The sequence below is a fragment of the Adlercreutzia wanghongyangiae genome (genome assembly GCF_035989245.1).
Taxonomy (GTDB): Bacteria; Actinomycetota; Coriobacteriia; order Coriobacteriales; family Eggerthellaceae; genus Adlercreutzia; species Adlercreutzia wanghongyangiae.
The window spans coordinates 1-22,726 of the sequence record NZ_JAYMFF010000007.1; the positions used below are offsets into that span (position 1 = coordinate 1).

The window sequence follows — 22,726 nt, forward strand, 5'->3', positions numbered from 1 at the left end:
TTTGCACCCGGATTGCGGTCGGCCTGAAGGCCGCCCGCAATCCGTTACTCGAACAGCTCGGCAGCGCGTTCCAGCTCGCTCACGATGGCGATGTGCTGGGGGCATACGCTCTCACAGGCACCGCACTGGATGCACCTGCTCGCCTTGCCGTCGCCGGTGTTCCAGTTGTAGTTTTCCTGGGCGCGATAGGCATCGCCCATCTGGTCGTAGATGTTCAGCGACTGCATGATGGTGTTGATGTGCACGCCCTCGGGGCAGCCCTTCATGCAGTAGCGACAGTCGGTGCAGGGCACGCCGGGCAGGGCGGCCAGCGCTGCACGGGCCGCATCGATCACCGCGTACTCCCCTTCCGTCAGCGGCACGCCGTCGCGCATGATGGCGGCGTTCTCGGCCACCATCTCGGGCGTGTTCATGCCCGACAGCACCGCAATCACATTTGGAAGCGACCCCGCGAAGCGCAAGGCCCACGAGGCGATGGGGGCACCGGGCTCGGCCGCACGCAGGATGTCGGCCACGGCATCGGGCAGGCGCACGAGCGTGCCGCCCTTCACCGGCTCCATGATGACCACGGGAAGGCCGCGTTCCTGGCACACCTCGAAGCAGCGGCGCGACTGGATGATGTCGCTCTCCCAGTCAACGTAGTTGATCTGCAGCTGCACGAAATCCACGTCGGGATGCGCATCCAGCACCTTCTCCAACTCCTCCGCGTTATCGTGGATGGAGAAGCCGAAGTTCCGAATCTTGCCCTCAGCTTTCTTCTGGGCGCAGAACTCCCACAGGCCGTACTCCTCGAAGGGCGGCGTGAGCGACTCGCCCAGGTTGTGCAGCAGGTAATAGTCGAAGTAGTCCACCCCGCACTCGCGCAGCGACTTGTCGAACATGGCGCGGGCGTGATCGGCATTGCTCGCAAGCCACGCCGGCAGCTTGGTGGCCAACTGGAACGAGTCGCGCGGATAACGCTCCACCAGCGCCTTCTTCAGCGCCCACTCCGACTTGCCGTTATGGTAGCCACGGGCCGAATCGAAATAGGTGAACCCCGCGTCCATAAAAACATCCACCAGCTCGCAGCATTTGTCGATGTCGATAGCCGCCGGATCGTCCGCGTCCGTCAGCGGCAGCCGCATGAACCCGAACCCCAGCGGCGCCAACTTCCCTGTTTTCTCCATCATGACCCCCGTTCTTGTGCAAACGCGCAAATTACCAGTGAGACCATCATAGCATGGAGAACCGCCCCGAAAAGCAGCCGCTGTAGGATCCTTCGACTCCGGCGCTTCGCGCCTTCGCTCAGGATGACATGGGGCCGCACTTAGTACGCCACGCTCCAGAATACGAGGCCGCGGGCCGGTGCGTTCTCGCCGGCGGCCCAGCAGTCGAAGATAGCGACCAATTAGCGGGAGGCGAGCCACTCTCCTGCCACCTGGTTTAAGGGCACGGGAAGACTTTTGAAGTCATCACTCTCAAGCCAATCGAGGGTGCCATCCTCAACAAGATCGTATAGAGCAGTTGATTCACTCCGTTCGCTGTTAAAAGAGACGAGCCCGACCAAAAGCGAAGGTATTTCCGCTTCCGACTCCATGAGCTCATAGGAAGGGACGGGGATCTCGTCCACTTGAGACCCAAAGCGGGCAAGCATATCGGAGACCGCATTCGGGAAGGGAAGGGAGTGATTGCACACCGCATCGTCAATGAGACCGTCCATATCGCGCTGATTCATTTCGAGCAGACCTGTTAGCTCTCTCAGCGCTACGCCCTTGCACTTGCCCATGGCAAGCAGAAGCGCCATCGTATACCGCACATCATCAAATTCGTGCTCCTTAATCACGGAAGATCGCGTGAGCACGGGATAGGCAACCATTATCGCTCCTCAACATCATAGGATTCTACAAAATGCAGGAAAGACAGCGCAGGCTCCGCAAGCATAACTTGATGCGTTGGATAGCTAAATCGCGCAAGCCGCCAGAATTCACCACGGTCTATGGAGCCGGCAAGAAAGGACTCGACATAATTGTAGACCTTGTCATCCGCCATGGGACCTTCAACATAGGTGTAATCGTGCATCTCACCGGCTCGACAGGCTGCAATAAAGTCGAGCCATTCATCGCTCATCGCGGGAAACAGCAACGACGAGCAAGTCTCCAAAGCGCGCCCTCGCTCAAACCTATAGACGCTCACAACAGGCCTAGCATCACTATCCGAACGAAGCATGTTGCGATACTTTCTCATGGCCCACTTCTCAGCCTGCTCCTGCAGAAGAGTGAGGTAAAACCCGTTGCCAAAATCCTTGGCGTAAGTACCTTCAATCACACGAGGCGCCTCCACTGGCAAAAAGCTACCGTGGAAAAGCATCATTGTGTCATCGCTCATGAAGCACCTCATTTCTCGCGAACAATCATTATGCCATGGATCAAACACATCGCGCAGCCCGCACCATACGCATGCAGAAAGAAAGCAGCGCTCAGTACGCTACCGACCAGAAGACGAGGCCGCGGGCCGGCGCGTTCTCGCCGGCGGCCTGGCGGTCGCGCGCCGCGAGCACCTCAGCGACCCAGTCGGCGTCGCGCTGGCCGCGGCCCACCATGACCAGCGTGCCCACGATGGTGCGCACCATGGAATGGAGAAAGGCGTTGCCGCGCACGGTGATGACCTGGTGCGGCTCGCCCATGATAGTCTCGGGAGCGAAAGACACCTCGCTCACATGGCGGCAAGTGGGTTTGCCCACGGCCGAGGCGGCCATGCAAAAGCTTTTAAAGTCGTGCTCGCCGATAAGATGCGCCGCCCCGCACTCCATGGCAGCCACGTCCAAGTTCGGCCCCACGAACCAGGCGGTACGGTCAGTGAACACCGGCGGCGTATCGCCCACAGCCAGAAAGTACCGGTATTCACGCTCCACGGCGTCGAAGCGAGCCGAGAAGCCGCGCGGGCGCTCGTCAACAGCGCGCACCACAATGCCCTCGCCGGTAAGCGCGTTCAGCGAGCGACGCAGGGTGTGAAGCGTGCGGTCGCGCAGCTCGGACGTGTCCACATCGAAGGACACCACCTGGCCACGCGCATGCACCCCCGCATCGGTGCGGCCGGCGCACACCACATCTACCGGCCGGCGGAACAGCAGCGCCAGGGCGTCTTCCAATTCGCCCTGCACCGTGCGCTGCCCGGGCTGCTTCGCAAACCCCGCAAACGGCGCCCCGTCATAGGCCACCGTGCACGACAACGTGCGCTCGTAAGCACACTCCGCTGCGCGCTGCTCCAATGTCGGACGAGCGATGCATAGACCGTTCAAGTCGGCGTTCCTTTCTTACACGGGCACTTACCAAGACGGATCATAGCAGAACATGCTGAATTATGATGTCGAACGAAACCTGTTAGAACCCTATTCAGCCACTTGAAGACTCCCCAAGATGCTCGCCAGCTCCTGTCGCTGCTCATTGCTCAAGCCTTCTATATCGGCGCTAAAGCACACGGCTCGGCCGAGAAAATCAAACGCAACACAGTTGGTGTCCTGTATTGTCGACAGGGGGGACTGCTGAAGATACGAGACGGGGACAAGAACCATCTCCGAAGTCAGATTATCGGGATCGCTGGCATCCTTTGGATAAATCGCTTCGGCAACCACATAGGAACCAGCGCTCTCTCCAGGAGGTGCAAGCGCCGCATCCGCGACTTTCACCAAACGCGCTGTCCGCTCCCTATCAACGCATATCCACATATCTCCCCCATACCAGTCAAGGTATTCAAGCTGAACAGCTAGCGGGATTCCACCGGCTTCCTCAGGCGAACTGACATCAATTACCGCACTCTGAGGACCCCACGGCGATGTCTCAGATCCAATAAGAGATGAGCACTTCCAATCAGCGGGGTGAACAAAGGAGAGTTGCGGTGCATCCCCGGGAAACTTTGTGGTGCAGACCACTCGCCCAGATCCCACATTCCTGTGCGAAGAGGAGGCGGAATCCTTTTCAAGTGAACCACTTTCACCCTCACCGTCGACAGCTGACGGGATGTCGAAGCTCTGCGTTTCATCAAGAAGCGTGATGGCATCGCCTGAATCAAAAAGCTCGAGATCAAACCCTGCAACGAGATCCCAGCCCAACACGTTCAAATCTTCCATAACGAGACTTCCGCTAATAGGCAAGGTGACTTTCTGGGATAACGTACCCGCAAATTTCTTGGAGATACCGGGAAGTTCCACTGCACCGTCTGGGGATGGCACAGTCGGCAGAGCAGTCAGCTCGGCACTTATCTGCACCGCAAGACCTGTCGATAACTCTACACCGCTCACACCATACAGCAACGCTTTGAACGAAACCGATACCTCTCCTTCCACATCCGCGCCAAAGCTCTCATCAGCAAGATTGAAGATCGGGCGCGGGAACAGCGACCTATCCTCGTTGATGGCCCGAGGACCGCCTCCCGTCGTGTACTCGAAACCGACGCATTTTTCAATCTTACCCGCCAGCTGAAGCTCACCCTTTTCCGACGATGACGTGGACACTTCACTTCCCCAGCCTGTTTCCACTGAGCATCCTAAGCCGTGGGCGTTCCCACTCAACGATGCCTCAGCCGAAATACTCGGCGCAACGACTACCGGAAGTGGTCCTATGTTGAATTCAAACGGCCTCAGCACCCTATTGAAGAGCTCCGTGCTGTCGAGCTCAACGCCGTCAATCGATATCTCCAAGCTGATCGTATCCGTAAGCCGAAAGGTCAATTGATCCCAATTAACGGAAACCGCAATCTCGAGATACTGCCATGCCTCAGCCGATAACGAACCCGCCTTCTTTTCAAACAGCGGACAGCCTAGCTCCCCTTCGAATGAAAACCAGCCATCATCAGCGAACGCCTGCTCAATTAGAGGATTTCCCGATCGGTCTTTCAGCTGATTAATACGATAATTTCCAGCCTCGTCGACGGCAACCCGCACCTTCACATCACATTTTTCGATAGCATCGACCAACGACGCCTGCCGAATAGGAATGCGCCACCCCTCCCCCACAACCTCGGGCTTGCCCATCCAGCAAAGCAAGCCATTAGGGGTCGCGCTAGTTATACCAGCCGCAAGCACATCTCCTTCAACGATGCCATCGAGGGACGAAACGGTCACGGAATCGGCGTCGCTAGCCAAAATGGTGAAGGGCGACGACCCCTCCTCATAAATGACGACGTTGTCCTTCAGAACAACGCCGTCGTCTGCACCGTTCTTCCAGATAAGAACGGCGGCCGCCACCATCAGCAAAGCGGCCAATATGGTGACAACGAGCAGGGCGATAATCAACCGCCGCCTCGTCTGAGGAGCGGGATGCGCGGATTGCGCCATGGACATCTCCTTGGGAAACGAAGGGGCGGGAATCGCTAGCCGTGAACACGGCTCTGCTGGTAGCTTGCCAAATAGTCGGTGAATTCCGGCGAGGTGTCGGAATTGCCCGTACGCCAGGCCTTGTGATCGATGATCTCGCTTTCAAAGCCGTAGTAGGCATCAATGTAGGCAATCAGCCCATCCAGAGCCTCAAGCTGGGCCTGGGGATAATCTCCGGAACCGCCCACATGCACCATCTCGATGCCGATGGAATAGGAATTCATCCCGTAGTCGGCAGCCCAATCGCCTATGGGCTGGGTGCCGCGCATATCGTCACGCGACTCGTCCTCCACGCCATAGAGCTCGTTGTGCCCTGTGTCACCATAGCCCGCATGATGCACGATAGTGTCCAGCGGAGCGCACTGCACGATAGTGCCATCCTTGTTCACCACGAAATGAGCTGCCACGTAATTGCCGTTGGAATCCCACCAGTCGATAACCGAGCTGGCATTCGAATCGCCCTCGGTATCGTGCAACACGATGTACTTCTGATGCTCGGGACCCTTCTCGCCGTGCACGAAGTCAGAGCGGAAATCCTCACTGAGGGAAAGCTGGGCACGCAATTGGTCGGCATCGGGAGCCGCAGGCTCAGGCGCCGGGGCTTCTTCCGACGACTCCGCCTCCTCAGCTCCAGCAGCATCGGAAGCGTCATCTGCGGGCTCAACATCTTCTTGCGGCCGATCGAAAATCTGCACATCACGGGGCTCTTCCACCTCAATGGGAATCATCGGCAATTCCTCGGTTTCACGCGCACAGCCCGATGCAACGCACGCTGCCAGCAGGGTCAAAACCGCCGCCCAGACAACGGGACCCATCACTCGCGACCAGTTTCGATCTTCCACGCTCGTCACCATCCTCTTCATCAGTCAACGCCCCGCGCAAGGACCTCTCGGCAAACAAGGGAGGAATGGAGCAGCGCGCCCCATTCCTCCCGAACATGCGAACATGCCAAGGAATTGCTAACCCATAAGGCTCGCGGCACCAACGCCCACTGCCGAGCAGGCGGAGACCACGGCCAAAAGTAAAATCAGATCGATGAAGGACAGCACCGTGCCCGCAATGGCCAGGCCCCGGGGCACCCTGAAAACGCCGATGACAGAGAGAACGGCGCCCAGCAGCCACACAACCCATCCCAGCACAGGCACCCAAGAGGTGAACACACCGATCAGAGCAAGCACGAAACCCGCCGTGCCGAGACCGTTCTTCTGAACCATGCCCTGCATCTGAACGTTGACCACCTGGGTCGTACCGGGAGCCGCCGCAGCCGCAGCCGGAACCGCATCCCGCTCGATAATTGCCGCACCTGCGCTATTTCCGCACGAGGCGCAGAACTGGGCTCCATCGGGGTTCTCCGTCCCGCATTTCGGACAAAACATCTTCCTTCTCCTTTCAATAACACTTATAACGCCTTCGCAACCAGCGAGCGCTCTCCCCGCTCGCGATCACTGCCAAACCCTTACAAGTACTGCGACCCACGGCTTTGCTCGAGTGCGAGCATCGTCTCGGTGTTCTGCTTCTCGACCGCCGAGAGCGGCGAGGGCATTGCATCGAATTCCTCGGGCGAATAACGCTGGGTGTACCAGCTCTTCCCCCCAAAGTACTGGGCCAGCTCCTGATTCAGGAACCCGCGGCCGTGTCGTGCGAATATCTCGTTGCGAGCCACGAAAAGCTCCCAGTCCGACAGGGCGCTCAGCTCCGAGGTCGTGTAGGCATGGGTATCGCTATCGGGCAGAATGTATTCCGATGCCGCCGGTTCCGCGGCCGGTGCCGGCCCGGGCTCCGGTGCCGGAGTCTCGCTGCTCGCAGCCTCCGCATCGGCGCTCTCCGACGCTGCAGCCTCCGCATCGCCGGCCTCGGGCTCGGCGGGATCGACGGCATTTTCCTCGTCGGCAGACGACTCGTCCCGAGAAGCATCCTCCGCCGTTGCCGGAACTTCCTCTACAACCCGCTCGTTCGACCCCGCACTTGGCCCTAGCAGCAGGAACAGCACCACACCGGCTGCAGCCAGCAGCACTACCCCAGCTGCAATCAGGCCGATAATAAGCCCTTTGTTCGACTTCTCTTGCCCACCTTGCCGGGGCTGTCCCGCTTGCTTCGGATGTGCGGCGGCCGGCACGGCGGCGACCACCCGCTGATGCGAGCCCGCCGTGGCGAACCCGACGGGCTTTCCGCAACGAGTGCAGAATGCCGTATCGCCCTTAAGCGGCGCTCCGCAACCAGTGCAGAACGCGGAGGCGCCGGCGCCGGCCCGATCTTGAGTCATCGCAACCGTCTTACCTGTGTCCGCAGCATCAGCCACCGCAGGCATAGGCGCCGCGGGGGAAACGGCGGCCACCGGCGCGAGAGGCACGGTGTCGGCCATCGATTCCCCGGCAGCCTCCGCTCGCGGAGCCGGCGCACCGCATCCCTCGCAAAAACTATTTCCCTCTTTAATGTCTTTTCCGCAGCGCGTGCAGAACATAATCATCCTCCTGCATATCGTCGGGCAAGATCGCTCTACTGCTTGTAGACGACTCCCGTGCCATCGAAGACGGTAGAGGACACCTCGCCGTTCCAGCCGTCCGTCTCGTCTTGTCCGATGCTCATGGAGTCGATCTCGATGGACTTCGAGCCGTCATCGCTCTGGATCAGATAGCCGCTCAAACTCGCCTGACGGCTGCCATGGTCGCTGTCGCCCTGAGCTTCGAAGTAATAGGAGTAGCCGTCCGACTGTCCCTCGTAATCAGAGGTGGCGGGCTCGATAGCCGCCGTCAAGGTACCCGAAGCCTCGCTGTACGAGTCGGGATTGCCCCAACCGCCTTCCTCGGTCCAACCGTTGATCTTATAGGTGATGGTGAACGTGCCCGTCTCAGCATTCAAACCGCTGATGGTGAACTGGGCGAGCTTGGTCAAGTCGCCGGTTTTGGCGCGGTACTCGCCATCGAGGTCCTTGTACGTCACCTTGCGCGTCGTGTTCTCGTCCTCGACATACCAGCCATATTCGCCCACCGCATAGGTGATAGTCTTCGTCGACACCGCATCGGCGAACCAGAACTGGTAAGTCTTGTCCACGGTCGTCTGGCAGGTACCCGTTTCCTCGTTCAGCTCGAGGCCCTCGCCTCCTACGCCGTTGACGTCATCCTTCTCGATGCCCTTCTTCGGCGTCACCGTACGAGACATCAGGTTGAACACGTACTCGCCAGTCTGGTCGGGCGAGCGGTAGGCCGTATCGGGGTAGGGATAGTAATCCAGGCTGTAGGTCAGGTCGACGCGGAAACTTTCGTTCTCCACGGCGGTCTTCACCTGGGCCGTCAGCCAGTCGTCGTTCTGCACCTTCATGTCGGTCACCTCGAAGGAGGCGATGCTGTAGGGAGTATCGTTGGTGTAGTCGCTCGAGGGAACCTCGACAAGATAGGGCTGCTGTGCCTCAAACGCCCGACGGATGGTATCGGTCGTCTGGCCGAGGGTGGTGCCGCCAGTAAGCATCGACACGACGCCGGCGATCACCGCCACAACCACCACCAGCGCCACCACACCACCGATGACGAGCTTGCCGTGGGTCTTCATCACACCGGCCGCCACGCTTCCCGCTCCGGCAGCCACGGCCGCCGGCGATACCGGAGTGGAGGACGGAGCAGCTGCTGGCGCTTTCGTACCCTGCGGTGCCGCACCGCCGCCCAGCTGCGCCCCGCACTTACCGCAAAACGAAGCGCCGTCCTCCAACTGATTCCCGCATTGAGGGCAAAACATGGTTCTCTCCTTCTTTCTCTCCGTGTACTTTCTTTCTCTGCGCCTAGGCGCTCGGCTGATCGGAGGTCACCGCCGAGTCAGTGGCCGCCGCTGCTTCGTCCGCCTGCGCAGCAGCACTGGCCCCGCCAGCTGGCTCGCGCTTCGCCCCGCATGCCATGCAGAACGCATCGCCCTCCCCCACTGGCGCGCCGCATGAAGGGCAAAACACCGTGGGCTGCGCGATGGGGGCTGCAGGAGCTTGGGCGAGAATGACCTCGCGCGAGGTTCCGCAACCGCTGCAGAACATGTCGGAAGCGCCCACCGCCGAACCGCAGGTGGGACATACGTAGGTGCGCGCCGCCTCAGCCTGCAAAGCCGCCTGGGCTTCAATTTCAGCCAGCTGCTTCTGGTATTCCGCACGCTCCGCATCGCAAGCGGCGATGCCGTCGTAAAGCGCCTCGCGACCCGCACGCAAAGCCTCGTTGCCTCGCGTCTCCTCATACAGCGACGCACCCAGCTGCGCCGCCAACTGCTGACGACGTTTGTTCACCTCACTGATGTGCGCTTTGATCTTCACCGTTTCCGCGGCACGACCCGCAGCCGCGGTGCTTCGATTGATCGTCGATGTCACGTTGTCGAAAATGCTCATGCGCTCCTTCTCCTTTCATGCAACAGCCTTTTCGTCCCCACAACCATTGGCTCCGAGCCCGCGCTTACCCGCATCCCCTGCGAACATGCCAGAACGGAGCACAACAAGGCGCCGCGAGAAAACCCGCAGCGCCCGAAGAACGACTCTTTAGTTGTAAGAAGAAACGACGGCCGTGAACGATCGCCCACGACGGAGAAGACGCGACTAACGAGACATGCCGAGCACGATTACAGGGAAAGACCCCCCCCCAGGGAGGAAATAATCGGGCTTTGATCAGCCAAAACAGTTACGATATGTCTCATTGCGCAAAACATGGCGCCTAGTATATCACAGCAAACAATGCGCGTGGCCCCCAATATCGGTGGAGTCGAAAAACCAGGGCGCGGCCTCCAATGAAGCCGCGCCCCGAACAAGAGATTCCACATCCGGTTATATGCAGGAGCCCCCGTTTACGCGATCATGGCCTCGGGGCCGAACAGGTCGCGGATCTCGGCCTTCATCACCACCGAGCGGGCGTCCACCGACACGGGAAGCTCGGCGCGGAACTTGCGGCCGTCGGACTGCTGCACCATCAGCACCACGCCATCGCGGCCGGGATACGAGCGCAAAATGCGGTTGAGGTGCGCCGAACGGGTCTGGTCGAAGGCGCGCGAGGGCACCTGCACCTCCAGATGGCTCGGCAGGGCGTCCTCCTCGCGCAGCTCGATGGCCTCCAGCTCGAAGGCCATCACCTGGCTGCCGCGGTCGTTCACCTCGAACTTGCCCTTCACCTTCACAATGGCGTCTTCCTGGATGGCCTCGGCGTTGTCGTCGTACTTGAAGCAGATGCACTCCACGTGACCCGTCGTGTCCTCCAAAGTGAACGTGGCCATCTTGGTCTGGCGCTTAGTCAGCTTCACCACCACGTTGGACACCATGCCCACAAACACCGCCGACTTGATCTCCTTGGTGCGCTCGGACAGGTCTCCCAGGCGGAACTTGGTCAGGCGCGCCAGCAGCCCCTCGTAGGGCGCCAGCGGATGCTCGGACACGTAGATGCCCATGATGTCCTTCTCGTACTTCAGCTTGGTGCGCTTGTCCCACTCCACACCGTCGGGCGCAGGCACCTCCTCCTGGAAGCCCGAGTCGGCGTCGTCGGCGAACATGTCGAACATGGACACCTGACCGCGGTCGCGGTCCTTCTGGCGCTTGGCGGCGCCTTCCAAAAGCGGCGTCTCCTCCACGAAGTGCATCATCTGCTTGCGCGTGTAGCCGGTGGAGTCGAAGGCCCCGCCCTTGATGAGAGCCTCCAGCGTCTTGCGGTTGTAGGCCTTGGCATCCACACGGTTCACGAAGTCGTGCAGCGACGAGAAGGGGCCGTTCGCCTCGCGCTCCTCGATGATAACGTCGGCCACGTTCTTGCCCACGCCGCGCACGCCCACCAGGCCGAAACGGATGCCCTCATCGACGGGCGTGAACTCCGCACGCGACGAGTTAATGTCCGGCGGCAGCACCGGTGTGCCGTTGTGGTTGCAGCTGGCGATGTAGCGGATGAGGCGATCGGTGTTGCCCATATAACTGGTGAGCACAGCAGCCATGAAGTCGTTCGGGTAGTGCGCCTTCAGGTAGGCCGTGCGCATCACCAAGATGGCGTAGGCGGCCGAGTGCGACTTGTTGAAGGCGTACTTCGCGAACTTCTCGGCGTCATCCCAGATCTTCTCGGCGATCTCCAAGGCGTAGCCGTTCTCCACCGCGCCGGAGTTCCAGTCGGCCTGCAGCTGGCGCATGACGTCGATCTTCTTCTTGCCCATGGCCTTGCGCAGCTTGTCGGCCTTGCCGGCGGAAAAGCCCGACATGGCCATGGACACCTGCATGATCTGCTCTTGGTAGACCATGGTGCCGAAGGTCTCTTCCAGAATGGGGCGCAAGCGGTCGTCGTAGTAGTGAGCCGGGGTCTTGCCGGAAGCCACCTGAATGTAGTCTTCCACCATGCCCGACTCCAGAGGACCCGGGCGGTTCAGGGCGATGGAGGCCACGACATCGGAGAATCGCGACGGAGGCAGGCGCTTGAACAGGCTCACGTACAGCGATCCCTCCACCTGGAACAGGCCGTCCATGTTGCCCGACTGCATCAGCTTGAAGGCCAGCTCGTCGTCGGTGGGAATTTCCTCGGGAACGATCTTCTCGCCCGTGCGCTCCTCGATGTTGCGGCAGGCAATGGACAGCACGTCCAGGGTGCGCAGGCCCAAGAAGTCCATCTTCAGCAGGCCCAGATCGGGCGTGTAGTGACCGTCGTACTGGGTGATGATGCCGCCGCCCTTGGTGTCGCGCTTCATGGGCACATGATCGCTCATGGGGTCGCGGCAGATAATGGTGGCGCAGGCGTGCACGCCCTCGCCGCGCACGTGCCCCTCGATGGAGCGCGCGGCGTCGATGATGGTCTTGACGTCCTCTTCGGTGTCGTAGGCCTTCTTCAAGTCAGGGTTAGTCTCCAGGGCCTTGTCGATGGTGATGCCCAGCTCGTCGCCGATCATCTTGCAGATGCGGTCGCCCAAGCCGTAGGCGGCCTTGCGAGCGTCGTCGGAGGAAAGCCCCTGGCCCATCTTCAGCGTGCCCGAAAGCACGCGAGCCGTATCGCGCACGGCGTTTTTGGCCTGCAGCGTGCCGAAGGTGATCACCTGAGACACGTGGTCCTCGCCGTACACGTCCTTAATATGCTGGATAACCTCTTCGCGGCGGCCCTGCTCGAAGTCGACGTCGATATCGGGCATCTCCACGCGCTCGGGCGACAGGAAGCGCTCGAACAGCAGGCCGTTGGGCAGCGGGTCCAAATCGGTGATGCCCATGGCGTAGGCCACGATGGCGCCAGCCGCCGAGCCACGGCCCGGCCCCACACCGATGCCCTGGGAACGGGCCCATTCGATATATTCCTGCACGATGAGGAAGTAAGCGGGAAAGCCCTGCTGAATGATAATTCCCATCTCGTAGTCGGCGCGCTCCTGGGCCTCGGTGGGCACCGGGTCGCCGTAGCGCTTGACCAGGCCCTCTTGCACGCGCTTGCGGAACCACGATTCCTCGGTCTCGCCCTCGGGCAGGGGGAATCGCGGCAGAATGGAGTCGCGCTCCAGCACCACGTGGCACTTCTCGGCTACTTCCACGGTGTTGTCGCAGGCCTCGGGGAAGTCTTTCAGCGCCTCGCGCATCTCCTCCTCGGTCTTCATGTAGAACTGGTCGTTCTCGAACTTCATGCGCTTCTCATCGTTCACCATGGCGCCGGTGCCGATGCACAGCATGATGTCCTGGGCACGCGCGTCCTCCTGCAGCAGGTAGTGGAAGTCGTTGGTGGCGATGGTCTTCAAGCCCGCGGCCTTGGCCACGGCGGTCAGCTGGTGATTCAGCTCGGTCTGGGTGAAGCCGGCGTCGGTGCGGATGCCCTGGTTCTGCAGCTCGATATAGAAGTCGCCCGGGTCAAAGCAGCTGGCGAACTTCTTCGCCCACTCCACCGCGTCGTCGAAGCGGCGGTCGTCCAAAAGCTTCGGGATGATGCCGGCGATGCAGGCCGACGAGCCGATGATGCCGTGGCCGTACTTCTGCAGCATAGAAAAGGTGGTGCGCGGCTTGTAGTAGAAGTTGTCCACGTGGGACTCGCTCACCAGCTTCAGCAGGTTGTGGTAGCCCTCGTTGGTCTTCGCCAGGAGCAGCAGGTGGTACAGCTTCGGCTTCACGTCCTTGCGCAGGCTCTCGTCGGCGGTGAAGTACACCTCGCAGCCGAAGATGGGTTTCACGCGCTTGCCCGTCTCCTTCTCCACCGCATCGCACGCGTCGGAAAGCTCCACCATGCCGGACATGACGCCGTGGTCGGTCACGGCCACCGCCGGCATGTCCAGCTCTGCGGCGCGGCGCACCATGTCCTTGATATGGGTGAGGCCGTCGAGCAGCGAGTACTCGGTGTGGTTATGCAGATGAACGAATGCCATAGGGTGTCCGCCCCTTCAGTCGGGTATCGGCGCACGGGTTCGGTTGTGGTGTGATATGCGCGCGTGTCTGAAATGCTGTTCCGTCAGTTTCTCGGCTGCCATGATACCAGCCCACCGTCCCGCAGTGTGCGAACAAACAGTGGGTTTTGCATGGATTGCCTGCCGTATGGAAACTGCCGCGGGGCCTAGCCGCAGTGACGATAGGTCGACCGCTCGCCTCGTCCGTTGACGCACTCTTCCATGAACGAGAAAGCCGACAACAGGACAAAGCCGACCTCGTAGACGAGATAGGCCCCTCTCCCACATTGGCGAAAACTACCAACTCCCGTGGTATCATGCCAACAGAGCACAGTAAGAAACGAGGTGCACTATGCCCGAAATCTCCCTCTTCAGAGGCATCCGCGTAACCATGTACTACAGCGACCACAATCCTCCGCACTTCCATGCGGAATACGGCGGGTATAAGTGCCTCGTGGACATCGTGTCAGGCTGCGTTCTCAACGGCTCCCTTCCCGCAAGACAACTGAAGCTCATACTCGCTTGGAACGAGCTGCATCGCGATGAGCTCATGCAGAACTGGGAGCTCGCGAAGGAGAACCGCGAACTCAACCAAATTACACCGCTCTAGGAGGCTCTATGCAATCTGGATACTTCCCCACCGTTGTGCAGGCCGTTGCGGGGCCGGACAAGACGGTGTACGCATATTTTTCCGACGGCCGCATCACACAGCTCGACATGAAAGAGAGCATCGCTGCCGGCGGAGTTTTTGAGCGTTTGGCAGACAATTCGTTCTTCGAGACGGCGCTTACCGTCCTCAACGACACTGTCGCGTGGGATGTAAGCGGACACTACGATCCCGCAACCTGCATCGACATAGACCCCTTTGTCGTCTACGAGGCCAAAAGAGTCTCCGATCCACTCGAGGATGCCGCCTAAGTGCATAGAAGCGCCGAGCTCGCCCGAATTCGCCGGTTACTTCGAAAGCTATCAGGCAAAGCGCACGCATCAATAGGGGGGGGGCCGCGGCCATGCACTTCTCGAAATCGAAATACACGAGCGGCGTCCAGCGCCCGAAGATCTGCTGGATGCAGCGGCACATGCCCGAGTTGGACTACCATCGTCTCGAGGGCATCCACAACGGCGGGGAGGCCTCCAACGCCTTCCAGTATCTGGCCGAGCATACGCCGACCGAGCAGACCCTCATCCGGGAACAGCTCCTGCGCTACTGCGAGCTCGACACCCTCGCTATGGTCCGCATTTGGGAGAAACTACGCGAAGTGGCCGAGTAAGGCTGCAACGTTAACGAACCACCAGCACCCAAGTCGCAGCGACGAAATTCGTGCCCTCTGTCGACTTGATAGAGGGCACTCGAGGCTCTATCGGGAGCAGAACTCTACAGCAAGCGCTCCCAGGTCTTCAGGGTCTGAATGCGGCAGAAGTCGATAAAGGGGACGAGCTCGCCTTCTTGATGGAAGGCATCCAAGGCACCGAAATAGGCAAGGCGGTCATCGGCGCTGATGGCACAGGGAGGACTTCCCAGTTTTAGGAGAACATAGTTCATGAGCAGCCTCGCGGTGCGACCATTGCCGTCGGCGAAGGGATGGATATCCACCAGCTGCGCATGAAGATACGCGGCGATGGTCAAGGCGTTCTTCCCAGCGCTTTCAGAAAGCACGGCCCCCTGCACCTCGGCCATCAGGGCACCGACCAGCCGGGGAACCTCGTCGGGCGCCGCCCCCGCATCATCGGCCACGCGATAATTGCCTTTTTTAAAGGTTCCCGGCCGTTCGCCTTTGGCCCAACGGGCATCATCGTAGGCACCTCGGGTCAGGACGAGATGCGCCGAAAGGATGAGCTCCTCGTCGAAAGCCGCATCGCTCGCAAGAGCATCCTCAAGCCATGTCCAGGCGTTCTTGAGGTTGTTGATCTCATAAATAGTCCGCACATCCCCCGTGAAGTTCGATACGCCGTTCTCGCCGAATATTTCCGCCGTGTCGTGATAGGTGATCTCGGGGTTCTCGATGTTGCCAGAGTTGAAGGAGTAGAAGATCTTAAACTGATCGAGCAATTGCGCACGCCGCTCGGCGCTCAGCGCGCGCCAGACGTTCGCAAGACCGTCGTAGGCCGATTTCAGAACGTCATCGCTCATGAGCGCTGCTCCTCCTTGAGGTAATCGGCGAGACAACGATGCTGGCCGGAGCGACCTCGGGAAAACTGCGGGGAATCGCTCGCGAGGCGAATGTCACCGTGCTTGAGCGCCGCATCCAGCGAGCCGTAACGGGCAATATGGCGCAGCAGTTGCTCATCGGTATAGAGACGCTTCTCGCTATCCTCCCAAAACCGCACAAGCACCGCCCGCCTTCCTGCCTTTGCTCTTCTATGCACGGCTGATTCTAACACGAGACACTATCAGCCCCGCGCTTCTGCACTATTCTCTTACTCGCAATCAGGTTGCGAAAGAGGGTCGGCAGTTTCTTTCTCCATCGTCGCACGCATCGGAGAGCCCCACTATGCCCGACATGCCGCCGTGGTCGGTCACGGCCACTGCGTCATGCCCAACTCGCCGGCGCGCCGCACCATGTCCTTGATGTGGGTGAGCCCGTCGAGCAGCGAGCAGTTGGCTGGCGATGCCCGTGACAAACAAGCCGTACCGCTTCGCATTTGCCTCTAAATGCCGCAGCCAAAAAATCCACGCCAGTCAAAGAAAAGCATTGACAGGCTATCCCCCTAGAATTTTTTCAGTTTCGCAACAGAATTCGCTTCCAAGAATGCAGGGCGAACGATTAGAGCCGAATGGAGAGAAAGGTATTGAGAAGCCATGGGTAAGAAAGACAATCGAGCACAAGAGCTGGAAGTGATCAAGACAGCCTTCTTCCTGGAAGGCACGCTAGTCGAGCTCAGAAAAGACAAGCAGCAACTCGACGACGACAAGCCAATGAAACCCTCTTCGCCGATAAAGCCCACATTGTGCATTCCCGAAGTGCCAAAGGAGAACTATCCAAGCATTCCGACGCCTGATGTACCGCTCCCTTCCGCCTGGAAAATAGCTGCGATTGGTTCTGCACTTGCCAGCGTCGCCGTCGCCCTTCTTTGCTCTCGTAGTGGCAATTTCATGATGCTTGTGCCCGCATTAATTGCACTCGTTGCAATATTTGCAGGACCCATCGTCTGCTACTGCATTGGAAACAACATACGAACCAAGGAGACCAATCGGCTCATCGAGGCCCGCGCAAACTCATCAGAATATAAAGCTCAGTGCCAGCAAATCGACCAGCATAATGCACTACGCCAAAAGCAGGCCGAAGAACAAGCTCGTGAGCAGTTTGCCCTAGCAACCCAAGAATACGAGCAGAAACTGCTTCCCGAATTCAAGGAGCGCGCCGAGCTCTACAAAGCGGAAATCCTCCCCGAATACCAGGCCGAGCAAACGGCTCTGCAGGAAGCCATCAACGCAGCCGAGGCCGCCCTTCAGGAGGTGTACGATCGCAATATCCTCCCCGGCAAATACCGCAACCTGGCCGCCGTCACCTTCCTTGCCGCCTTCATGGGCACCTCCCAGTACGACCTGAAGTTCTCCATCGAGCGCTACGACAAGGACATCGATCACCTCCTCGCTAAAAAGAATGGCCGGATTCAGGAAGCGCAAGCCGCCATATTGTCCCAGATACTCCAGGAGTCTCAGTATTCCAACTACCTCAGCGAGCAAACACAGGACATCTTGGCCGACAGCAACGACGTCCTGCGCGAAACGCGCAACCGGACGGCAGCCAACACGGCCATGCATGCCTATGACATCCAGCAGCAGAAAAAGAGGGAGAAAGAGGCCAAGAAGCGCTGATAGACGGACGCACTATCCGCCATCGCAGCACAGGAACGAGAAAACCACACCAGAAAGGCTTATTCATGGTCGGGTTCAAAGACAAGCTTTCTTCTTCCCTCAACAATCTGAAAGATCACGTGACCAGCGAGGAGTTCGCCAACTCCATGACCGAGCATGCACAATCTTTTCTCACCACTGCGAAAAACGATCTTCCCGATATCGTTGAGGAGATTCAGGTTTCCAGGGCCTTCGGCATCAGCGGTACCACCGTTATGAAAAGACGCGTACGCGACTGGCAACTCCAACAGCTCGCATCCATCGCCGAGGAAGCTCTGAGCGGAGCTGCCTCGCAGGCCGATTCCCAGCCGGAACGAACCAGCGCTCTCGATGCTGTGGATGCCAGCCTCCAAAACCCCGCTAGCGGCATCGAGTTCGAGAAAGTCGGCACGATCACCAGCTTCGACCCAGACGATCCTTGGGCCGACATGCAGTTCGATGACGATGCCGACACTCCGCCAGATAACCCTCTGGACTGTATATCGTTCCGGCGATAACCACAGCACGCCCATGGGCGCACCGCTCGCATCGCTCAATCGACAGCAGAAAGGTCGACTTGCCGAGACCATCGTCATCGCGACTTTCCTCTCCTGGAATTTCGAGGTGTTCGAGCCGGAAGTTGATGATCGGGGGATCGATCTGATCGTCTCCCCCGATTTGGAGATGTTCTATCGCATTCAGGTTAAAGGAATCACGAGAGGCTCCTACACCTTCTTCACGCAACGGCAGTTCGACGCCGCCACCAACGGCGGCCGAACTGCCGCCTTGACCTACGTCGCCTACGTACGTCTCGACGCCAAACCGGTCCCTGAAACCTTTATCGTCCCCTTCAGCGCATGGAACGGCAGAAGTCCTGTCTTCGTTTCCCGTCGCTCTGAAGAGCGAGGGGAAATCAGCGAACTAGAGCACGGCATCAACTACTCGCAGAAGAACGCACTTCTACTTGAACCCTACCGAGCTGATACCGTACTCGCGGAACTGTCAGCGGGAAAAGCCGGATGATCAGATTGAGCTGCCAACTGCTTTCCTGTCTGCCCTCACCACCAACAACAGGGACGCCTGTCGCGACCCTATGCCGAGGAAGGATCTCCTATGGGAGACGAAATCTGGATTGTCACCAAGCGAGGAGACGTCAAACTTCGGAAGGCCATCTCAGAAGTCGAGCAACCTGCCTGGATGACCGAGGATGTCACGCTTCAATTCGACACCTATCAGGAAGCACGATCCTATTTGCGGGAAATGGTGCGCGATCTCGCCACCTCGCCGAACAGCATATTCGACGGCAACGGCGGCGTCCATGGCCTCGATTCGTACTTCAAGGAAATCCAGGACTGGCTTGACGAGTACGGACCGATGAATGCACATCGCAAGTTCTATGGAACAATATACGAGCAGCCCGATTACAGCTACATGGGAGGAAGCTACCATCAGGCGAGGCATATTCCTGGGCTAATGAAACGTTTCCTTCTCGGAGAGGGCATTCCGAAAGGCGGATTCCCGCAATTTCTCTGGACAGACTGGACGGTCGCAATCGACTCAAAGCCGAATTCGCTCAAGGTTCTCTATGCGGCACCGACACCACCCCTCGATGGATACAATCCGAACATCGAGATACGAGGATTCGCCGAAAGCAATCCCGACGAAGAACATGTGCTGCATATTCACAACGAGCTCGGGCAAAACCCAGAACTCCTAGGCAGTCTCGATATCCGCCTCTGGAAGACAACCGAGCGCAGTGTTGCCAGCGATCTTGAGAGCCTGAACGAGCGTTTGGAGAAGGGCTACGAGAAGGGAGTCGGCTTCGGCCCATGGCGCAAAATCCCGGGGGTCTTGGCCGCAGACAGCGTTCGAGTGGAGACGAACGGCACATTCATCCCCGACGACCTCCCCTGCGAAGAGCAAGCAGCCTGCTACCAGGATTTTGTGAAGCACGTGGCTGATATGGCAGCAAGCAAGGGGTTCTCGGTCGATAGACGCTATTGGCTGCCCACTACGTTCAAGCCTGCGAGCAAAGTCAGGGAGGAATATGGAGATCGCGAATACAGCACAATAGAGAAAGTAATGTGGAGCACCAAGCACAGCACCCATGGCGATAGTCGCGTACACTGCTACTTGCTCTCCGGAAATTCGACCATGGTTGACTTCGAAGTCGACATAGCCCTCAGCACAGGTCTGGCAGGAAGCAGCAAATTCCCCTTTGTGGTGAGATACCATCGCGATGAAACCCACTGCAGCACTGCGAGCGATGCCGTTGAAGCACTGTCGCGCATTCTCGATCTGATGCTTGAAAAGAAGGATGATCCGTCCGACGACACCGACCCAACCCATATCTTCACACTCGAGGTGTCCCTATAGCGAAAGCGCTCCATCTACACCTTGACATCAGGACGGCGGCAATGGCAATGTATGCCCAGGAGCTAAACACTTCCCTGCGGCCATTTGCGCTACAAACCACTCGCTCATTGCCGAAGCCGGTCGACACGCATCCACAAGCGCACAAGACCCAAGCCGGAGGTTCTCGGATCCCGACTTTCAGAAGGGCCCAGGGGGAGACTTGAGTCCTCGGGTATAATGATGCTATGCCGATGCGCCTAAGCCAACAGCGCGCGGCGCAAGATGAAAGGAGGCGGCGGCACTATGATTCTCTACCATGGGAGCAACGTTGAAGTGCGCCGCCCCCGCATCCTTACCACAAACCGCTCACTTGATTTCGGAGCCGGTTTCTACACAACCTCAAGCCTCAACCAAGCGGAGCGATGGGCCCAGCTTCAAACACGGCGTCGGGGAAGCGGTAGGGCCGCAGTCTCTATTTACGAAATGGACGAGAGCGCCATTGAGTCGCTCTCGCTTCTTCGATTCGAACGCGCAGATGCATCCTGGCTCGATTTCGTCGTGGAGAATCGAAAGGGCCTGTACCGGGGCACACTCTACGATGTCGTCACAGGACCTGTCGCCAACGATCGCACCATGAGCGTTATCAATGACTACATGAATAATCAGATCGATCGCGAGACGGCCCTTATTCTTCTGAAGCCGCAGAATCTGTCCGATCAGTACCGGTTCGGAACCGAGAAGGCGCTTCGCCATCTTTCCTGCGAGGAAGTGATGCTCCTTGACTGAAACGAAGCCCTCCATCATGCAGAACTTCGATTCCGAGGTATCGCGGCTCATCGCCGAGAGCCGAGGACTTGACGCCCTCGAGGCGCTCCGACTCTTTCTCCCATCGGAAACCCGTCTGATGCTCCTCGACGACGACCTGAAGATGTGGCACTTCAGCCCGCTGGCGGTCTTCGATATGTGGGAGAACGAGCAAGCAACCGGAGATCCGCGCAACTCGCTTTACCTGCGAGGTGATGAGATTGCCTAAAGAGTTCGTGTTCTTCGCCTATCTGCTGGAAAGCTACGCGCAGAGTCGCCATACGAGAGCGGCAGATGTGCTCGCGGCCCTCGATGCCCAGGGTCGTACCGAGTTCGTCTACGATATGTACGAGATGTACCACAGCGAGACCATTGAGAACGCCTTTCGCGATATCGACAGTCTCATCGTCACCGGCGAACCCGCATGGTAAACATTATCGTCTGATAGCCACCCAGCTGATTCTAACACGAGACACTATTAACTCCCGCACTTCTGCACTACTCCCATCAAAGAGATCGGAAGGGAACCGTCCGGCCCGCTCAACAACTCAAAGCTCGACCTCGCCGTAGTCGAGGCCACGCGTATCCCGCATCCATTGGAAGAACTCGTCGCAGCCCATGACGGGAACAAGGCCCTGGGGGAAATCGTGCTGGTTTCGCGTGATGAGGGCGTCGGCCCTCAGCGCCAGGGCGATCTCGTAGAGGAGGTAGTCCTCTGGATCGCACCACGAGGCGGCGAGCATCAGGTCGACTTCCCTCTCGCTCGCCGCCAACACGTTAACGAAGGTGCGAAGACCCCGCAGTTGCCCCATGACGGCGTCCATCTCGCTTCGTTCTCCGTCAGAAAGGATGTATATAAGATCAGTCACCTGCGACGAGGATATCCACAGCTCGAACTCCCCCACCCGGCCGCCGATCATCAGCAACCGCGCCTTCTCATAGAACGGCTCGCGCTCATTTAGATAGTCGATAACCACATTGGTGTCGAGAAGCAGCTTGGCCTGGGCCATGTCACACCAGTCCCTTGGAAGCGAGGCGATCGAGCTTGATCTCCGCCTTCGTCATGGTATCGAAGCGCGTGGCGCGTTTGTGCGAGAGGCCGTCGACGAAGCTCGCCGCCGATGCCCACCGCTCCGCAGCGGGCTTCAGGTCGTCCTGAAGAAGGAAGTCGGCGTTCCCCTCCTCTATCAACCGGTCGAACATGAGGTTCACCGCCTGCGAGGCATTGAGTCCGCTTCTTTGCAGCGCGCGCATTCCCCGCTGCTTCTTCTGCTCGGGCATACGCCCCGTCACCATTGAGTCAGACATAACGACCCCCTTCTTAATGTACAACATATTGAGTACAACAACTTGGAAAGTCAAGCCTGTTCTTTCTCAATCACTCCATCTACCATCTTTGCAGCTTATTGACATACACAGGATATGCAACTAATATTCAGTTGCAGAAAGAAGTTGCCATGACGCAGATCGAAAAGCTCCTTGGGACGCTGCTGTCAATGCCGAGCACGTACCGCTTCCGCGATTTCGTGCGCATCATGGAACACCTCGGTTATGAGCTTGACCAAAAAAGAACCTCCTCGGGATCACGGGTCAGATTCTACCGAGAGGAAGACGGGCGAATGCTCCTTCTGCACTCCCCTCACCCATCGGATGAGATGAGCCGCGGAGCAATTCGTGCCGCAGTGAAATTCTTAGGCGGAGAGGAAACGCCATGAGCAACGTTCTCACTTACAAGGGCTATTTCGCCACCGTTGAGTTCGATGCCGAGTCTTGCCTGCTCTGCGGGTCGGTTGTCGGCATGAGCGATGGAGTATATTTCGAAGCAGAAAGCGCCTCAGAGGTAGAACGCGCTTTTCAAAATGCCGTCGAAGACTATCTCGCTTTCTGCAACGAGAAGGGCAAAACCCCTGAGAAGTCCTACAAGGGCTCGTTCAACGTACGCATCAATCCCGATTTGCACCGCGCTGCTGCCATGGCAGCAGCGGCCAACAAAGAATCGCTCAACCAGTTTGTGGCAGACGCCATCGCCGCCGCGCTCTGAGCAACGA

27 protein-coding genes are annotated in these 22,726 nt (G+C 58.9%); 12 read left to right on the top strand and 15 right to left on the bottom strand.

Annotated elements, in window-relative coordinates; translation table 11 throughout:
• Nucleotides 1–44: 44 nt before the first annotated feature.
• From VIN30_RS04100 to dnaE, 11 genes are all read right to left on the bottom strand, one after another.
• Nucleotides 45–1,169, bottom strand: coding sequence for an aldo/keto reductase (locus tag VIN30_RS04100; RefSeq protein ID WP_338209499.1), 1,125 nt, complete (start codon nucleotides 1,167–1,169; stop codon nucleotides 45–47).
• 218 nt (nucleotides 1,170–1,387) lie between these two features.
• A complete protein-coding gene (locus VIN30_RS04105; RefSeq protein ID WP_326426061.1) occupies nucleotides 1,388–1,855 on the bottom strand; it encodes a hypothetical protein in 468 nt (155 codons plus the stop codon).
• A complete protein-coding gene (locus VIN30_RS04110; protein ID WP_326426059.1) occupies nucleotides 1,855–2,364 on the bottom strand; it encodes a DUF3990 domain-containing protein in 510 nt (169 codons plus the stop codon). Before VIN30_RS04110 ends, VIN30_RS04105 begins: the two co-directional genes overlap by 1 nt.
• A gap of 91 nt (nucleotides 2,365–2,455) precedes the next feature.
• Complete coding sequence (gene truA, locus VIN30_RS04115) at nucleotides 2,456–3,277, bottom strand: tRNA pseudouridine(38-40) synthase TruA (RefSeq protein ID WP_338209501.1); 822 nt, start codon at nucleotides 3,275–3,277, stop codon at nucleotides 2,456–2,458.
• 90 nt (nucleotides 3,278–3,367) lie between these two features.
• Nucleotides 3,368–5,311, bottom strand: coding sequence for a hypothetical protein (locus VIN30_RS04120; RefSeq protein WP_338209503.1), 1,944 nt, complete (start codon nucleotides 5,309–5,311; stop codon nucleotides 3,368–3,370).
• 35 nt (nucleotides 5,312–5,346) lie between these two features.
• Nucleotides 5,347–6,078 (bottom strand): N-acetylmuramoyl-L-alanine amidase, encoded by a 732-nt coding sequence (locus tag VIN30_RS04125; protein WP_338209505.1) that lies wholly within the window; start codon nucleotides 6,076–6,078, stop codon nucleotides 5,347–5,349.
• A 231-nt stretch (nucleotides 6,079–6,309) separates the two neighbouring features.
• Nucleotides 6,310–6,726 carry a zinc ribbon domain-containing protein gene (locus tag VIN30_RS04130; RefSeq protein ID WP_338209507.1) on the bottom strand — a complete coding sequence of 139 codons (417 nt, stop codon included), beginning with the start codon at nucleotides 6,724–6,726 and terminating at the stop codon, nucleotides 6,310–6,312.
• 80 nt (nucleotides 6,727–6,806) lie between these two features.
• Nucleotides 6,807–7,817, bottom strand: a complete 1,011-nt coding sequence (locus VIN30_RS04135) for a YARHG domain-containing protein (RefSeq protein ID WP_420915315.1) — start codon at nucleotides 7,815–7,817, stop codon at nucleotides 6,807–6,809.
• 29 nt (nucleotides 7,818–7,846) lie between these two features.
• Complete coding sequence (locus tag VIN30_RS04140) at nucleotides 7,847–9,079, bottom strand: zinc ribbon domain-containing protein (RefSeq protein WP_338209511.1); 1,233 nt, start codon at nucleotides 9,077–9,079, stop codon at nucleotides 7,847–7,849.
• Nucleotides 9,080–9,122: 43 nt separating this feature from the next.
• On the bottom strand, nucleotides 9,123–9,707 hold the full coding sequence (locus VIN30_RS04145; RefSeq protein ID WP_338209513.1) for a zinc ribbon domain-containing protein: 585 nt from the start codon (nucleotides 9,705–9,707) through the stop codon (nucleotides 9,123–9,125).
• Nucleotides 9,708–10,156: 449 nt separating this feature from the next.
• Nucleotides 10,157–13,663, bottom strand: a complete 3,507-nt coding sequence (gene dnaE, locus VIN30_RS04150) for a DNA polymerase III subunit alpha (protein WP_338209515.1) — start codon at nucleotides 13,661–13,663, stop codon at nucleotides 10,157–10,159.
• 370 nt (nucleotides 13,664–14,033) lie between these two features.
• Here dnaE and VIN30_RS04155 point away from each other — a divergent pair, with 370 nt between their 5' ends.
• From VIN30_RS04155 to VIN30_RS04165, 3 genes are all read left to right on the top strand, one after another.
• A complete protein-coding gene (locus VIN30_RS04155; protein WP_326426053.1) occupies nucleotides 14,034–14,291 on the top strand; it encodes a DUF4160 domain-containing protein in 258 nt (85 codons plus the stop codon).
• Nucleotides 14,292–14,299: 8 nt separating this feature from the next.
• Nucleotides 14,300–14,599 carry a DUF2442 domain-containing protein gene (locus VIN30_RS04160; protein ID WP_326426051.1) on the top strand — a complete coding sequence of 100 codons (300 nt, stop codon included), beginning with the start codon at nucleotides 14,300–14,302 and terminating at the stop codon, nucleotides 14,597–14,599.
• A gap of 92 nt (nucleotides 14,600–14,691) precedes the next feature.
• On the top strand, nucleotides 14,692–14,952 hold the full coding sequence (locus VIN30_RS04165; RefSeq protein ID WP_338209519.1) for a hypothetical protein: 261 nt from the start codon (nucleotides 14,692–14,694) through the stop codon (nucleotides 14,950–14,952).
• 104 nt (nucleotides 14,953–15,056) lie between these two features.
• Here VIN30_RS04165 and VIN30_RS04170 read toward each other — a convergent pair whose 3' ends face one another.
• Together VIN30_RS04170 and VIN30_RS04175 are read right to left on the bottom strand one after the other, a co-directional pair.
• The gene (locus VIN30_RS04170) at nucleotides 15,057–15,812 is read right to left on the bottom strand and encodes a Fic family protein (protein ID WP_338209521.1); all 756 of its coding nucleotides are present in this window, start codon (nucleotides 15,810–15,812) and stop codon (nucleotides 15,057–15,059) included.
• Nucleotides 15,809–16,015, bottom strand: coding sequence for a hypothetical protein (locus VIN30_RS04175; protein WP_338209523.1), 207 nt, complete (start codon nucleotides 16,013–16,015; stop codon nucleotides 15,809–15,811). Before VIN30_RS04175 ends, VIN30_RS04170 begins: the two co-directional genes overlap by 4 nt.
• A gap of 466 nt (nucleotides 16,016–16,481) precedes the next feature.
• Here VIN30_RS04175 and VIN30_RS04180 point away from each other — a divergent pair, with 466 nt between their 5' ends.
• The 7 genes from VIN30_RS04180 to VIN30_RS04210 all read left to right on the top strand — a co-directional run bounded on the left by VIN30_RS04180 (nucleotide 16,482) and on the right by VIN30_RS04210 (nucleotide 21,109).
• Complete coding sequence (locus tag VIN30_RS04180; RefSeq protein WP_338209525.1) at nucleotides 16,482–17,501, top strand: hypothetical protein; 1,020 nt, start codon at nucleotides 16,482–16,484, stop codon at nucleotides 17,499–17,501.
• A gap of 65 nt (nucleotides 17,502–17,566) precedes the next feature.
• Complete coding sequence (locus VIN30_RS04185) at nucleotides 17,567–18,037, top strand: hypothetical protein (protein ID WP_338209527.1); 471 nt, start codon at nucleotides 17,567–17,569, stop codon at nucleotides 18,035–18,037.
• Between the two features lie 13 nt (nucleotides 18,038–18,050).
• The gene (locus tag VIN30_RS04190; RefSeq protein ID WP_338209529.1) at nucleotides 18,051–18,542 is read left to right on the top strand and encodes a PDDEXK-like family protein; all 492 of its coding nucleotides are present in this window, start codon (nucleotides 18,051–18,053) and stop codon (nucleotides 18,540–18,542) included.
• A gap of 90 nt (nucleotides 18,543–18,632) precedes the next feature.
• The gene (locus VIN30_RS04195) at nucleotides 18,633–19,895 is read left to right on the top strand and encodes a hypothetical protein (RefSeq protein WP_338209530.1); all 1,263 of its coding nucleotides are present in this window, start codon (nucleotides 18,633–18,635) and stop codon (nucleotides 19,893–19,895) included.
• A 282-nt stretch (nucleotides 19,896–20,177) separates the two neighbouring features.
• On the top strand, nucleotides 20,178–20,660 hold the full coding sequence (locus VIN30_RS04200; RefSeq protein ID WP_326426038.1) for a DUF3990 domain-containing protein: 483 nt from the start codon (nucleotides 20,178–20,180) through the stop codon (nucleotides 20,658–20,660).
• Nucleotides 20,653–20,907 carry a hypothetical protein gene (locus tag VIN30_RS04205; RefSeq protein WP_217952873.1) on the top strand — a complete coding sequence of 85 codons (255 nt, stop codon included), beginning with the start codon at nucleotides 20,653–20,655 and terminating at the stop codon, nucleotides 20,905–20,907. The genes VIN30_RS04200 and VIN30_RS04205 overlap by 8 nt, the downstream gene beginning before the upstream one ends.
• Nucleotides 20,900–21,109: a DUF3791 domain-containing protein gene (locus tag VIN30_RS04210; RefSeq protein ID WP_326426034.1), complete on the top strand. Its 210-nt coding sequence runs from the start codon at nucleotides 20,900–20,902 to the stop codon at nucleotides 21,107–21,109. The genes VIN30_RS04205 and VIN30_RS04210 overlap by 8 nt, the downstream gene beginning before the upstream one ends.
• 117 nt (nucleotides 21,110–21,226) lie before the next feature.
• Here the strand turns inward: VIN30_RS04210 and VIN30_RS04215 are convergent, their stop codons facing one another.
• Nucleotides 21,227–21,688, bottom strand: a complete 462-nt coding sequence (locus VIN30_RS04215; RefSeq protein WP_338209531.1) for a type II toxin-antitoxin system VapC family toxin — start codon at nucleotides 21,686–21,688, stop codon at nucleotides 21,227–21,229.
• A gap of 1 nt (nucleotide 21,689) precedes the next feature.
• Nucleotides 21,690–21,986, bottom strand: coding sequence for a RelB/DinJ family addiction module antitoxin (locus VIN30_RS04220; RefSeq protein ID WP_338209532.1), 297 nt, complete (start codon nucleotides 21,984–21,986; stop codon nucleotides 21,690–21,692).
• Nucleotides 21,987–22,135: 149 nt separating this feature from the next.
• On the opposite strand from VIN30_RS04220, the gene VIN30_RS04225 reads away from it, so the two are divergent.
• Nucleotides 22,136–22,393: a type II toxin-antitoxin system HicA family toxin gene (locus VIN30_RS04225; protein ID WP_338209534.1), complete on the top strand. Its 258-nt coding sequence runs from the start codon at nucleotides 22,136–22,138 to the stop codon at nucleotides 22,391–22,393.
• Nucleotides 22,390–22,719, top strand: a complete 330-nt coding sequence (locus tag VIN30_RS04230) for a type II toxin-antitoxin system HicB family antitoxin (RefSeq protein ID WP_338209536.1) — start codon at nucleotides 22,390–22,392, stop codon at nucleotides 22,717–22,719. Before VIN30_RS04225 ends, VIN30_RS04230 begins: the two co-directional genes overlap by 4 nt.
• The last annotated feature ends 7 nt before the right edge of the window (nucleotides 22,720–22,726 follow it).

Coding starts and splice junctions, on each gene's coding strand:
- VIN30_RS04100 (WP_338209499.1), bottom strand. CDS start 1,169: ATGATGGAGAAAACAGGGAAGTTGGCGCCGCTGGGGTTCGGGTTCATG.
- VIN30_RS04105 (WP_326426061.1), bottom strand. CDS start 1,855: ATGGTTGCCTATCCCGTGCTCACGCGATCTTCCGTGATTAAGGAGCAC.
- VIN30_RS04110 (WP_326426059.1), bottom strand. CDS start 2,364: ATGAGCGATGACACAATGATGCTTTTCCACGGTAGCTTTTTGCCAGTG.
- VIN30_RS04120 (WP_338209503.1), bottom strand. CDS start 5,311: ATGGCGCAATCCGCGCATCCCGCTCCTCAGACGAGGCGGCGGTTGATT.
- VIN30_RS04125 (WP_338209505.1), bottom strand. CDS start 6,078: ATGATTCCCATTGAGGTGGAAGAGCCCCGTGATGTGCAGATTTTCGAT.
- VIN30_RS04130 (WP_338209507.1), bottom strand. CDS start 6,726: ATGTTTTGTCCGAAATGCGGGACGGAGAACCCCGATGGAGCCCAGTTC.
- VIN30_RS04135 (WP_420915315.1), bottom strand. CDS start 7,817: ATGATTATGTTCTGCACGCGCTGCGGAAAAGACATTAAAGAGGGAAAT.
- VIN30_RS04140 (WP_338209511.1), bottom strand. CDS start 9,079: ATGTTTTGCCCTCAATGCGGGAATCAGTTGGAGGACGGCGCTTCGTTT.
- VIN30_RS04145 (WP_338209513.1), bottom strand. CDS start 9,707: ATGAGCATTTTCGACAACGTGACATCGACGATCAATCGAAGCACCGCG.
- dnaE (WP_338209515.1), bottom strand. CDS start 13,663: ATGGCATTCGTTCATCTGCATAACCACACCGAGTACTCGCTGCTCGAC.
- VIN30_RS04155 (WP_326426053.1), top strand. CDS start 14,034: ATGCCCGAAATCTCCCTCTTCAGAGGCATCCGCGTAACCATGTACTAC.
- VIN30_RS04160 (WP_326426051.1), top strand. CDS start 14,300: ATGCAATCTGGATACTTCCCCACCGTTGTGCAGGCCGTTGCGGGGCCG.
- VIN30_RS04165 (WP_338209519.1), top strand. CDS start 14,692: ATGCACTTCTCGAAATCGAAATACACGAGCGGCGTCCAGCGCCCGAAG.
- VIN30_RS04170 (WP_338209521.1), bottom strand. CDS start 15,812: ATGAGCGATGACGTTCTGAAATCGGCCTACGACGGTCTTGCGAACGTC.
- VIN30_RS04180 (WP_338209525.1), top strand. CDS start 16,482: ATGGGTAAGAAAGACAATCGAGCACAAGAGCTGGAAGTGATCAAGACA.
- VIN30_RS04185 (WP_338209527.1), top strand. CDS start 17,567: ATGGTCGGGTTCAAAGACAAGCTTTCTTCTTCCCTCAACAATCTGAAA.
- VIN30_RS04190 (WP_338209529.1), top strand. CDS start 18,051: ATGGGCGCACCGCTCGCATCGCTCAATCGACAGCAGAAAGGTCGACTT.
- VIN30_RS04195 (WP_338209530.1), top strand. CDS start 18,633: ATGGGAGACGAAATCTGGATTGTCACCAAGCGAGGAGACGTCAAACTT.
- VIN30_RS04200 (WP_326426038.1), top strand. CDS start 20,178: ATGATTCTCTACCATGGGAGCAACGTTGAAGTGCGCCGCCCCCGCATC.
- VIN30_RS04215 (WP_338209531.1), bottom strand. CDS start 21,688: ATGGCCCAGGCCAAGCTGCTTCTCGACACCAATGTGGTTATCGACTAT.
- VIN30_RS04220 (WP_338209532.1), bottom strand. CDS start 21,986: ATGTCTGACTCAATGGTGACGGGGCGTATGCCCGAGCAGAAGAAGCAG.
- VIN30_RS04225 (WP_338209534.1), top strand. CDS start 22,136: ATGACGCAGATCGAAAAGCTCCTTGGGACGCTGCTGTCAATGCCGAGC.
- VIN30_RS04230 (WP_338209536.1), top strand. CDS start 22,390: ATGAGCAACGTTCTCACTTACAAGGGCTATTTCGCCACCGTTGAGTTC.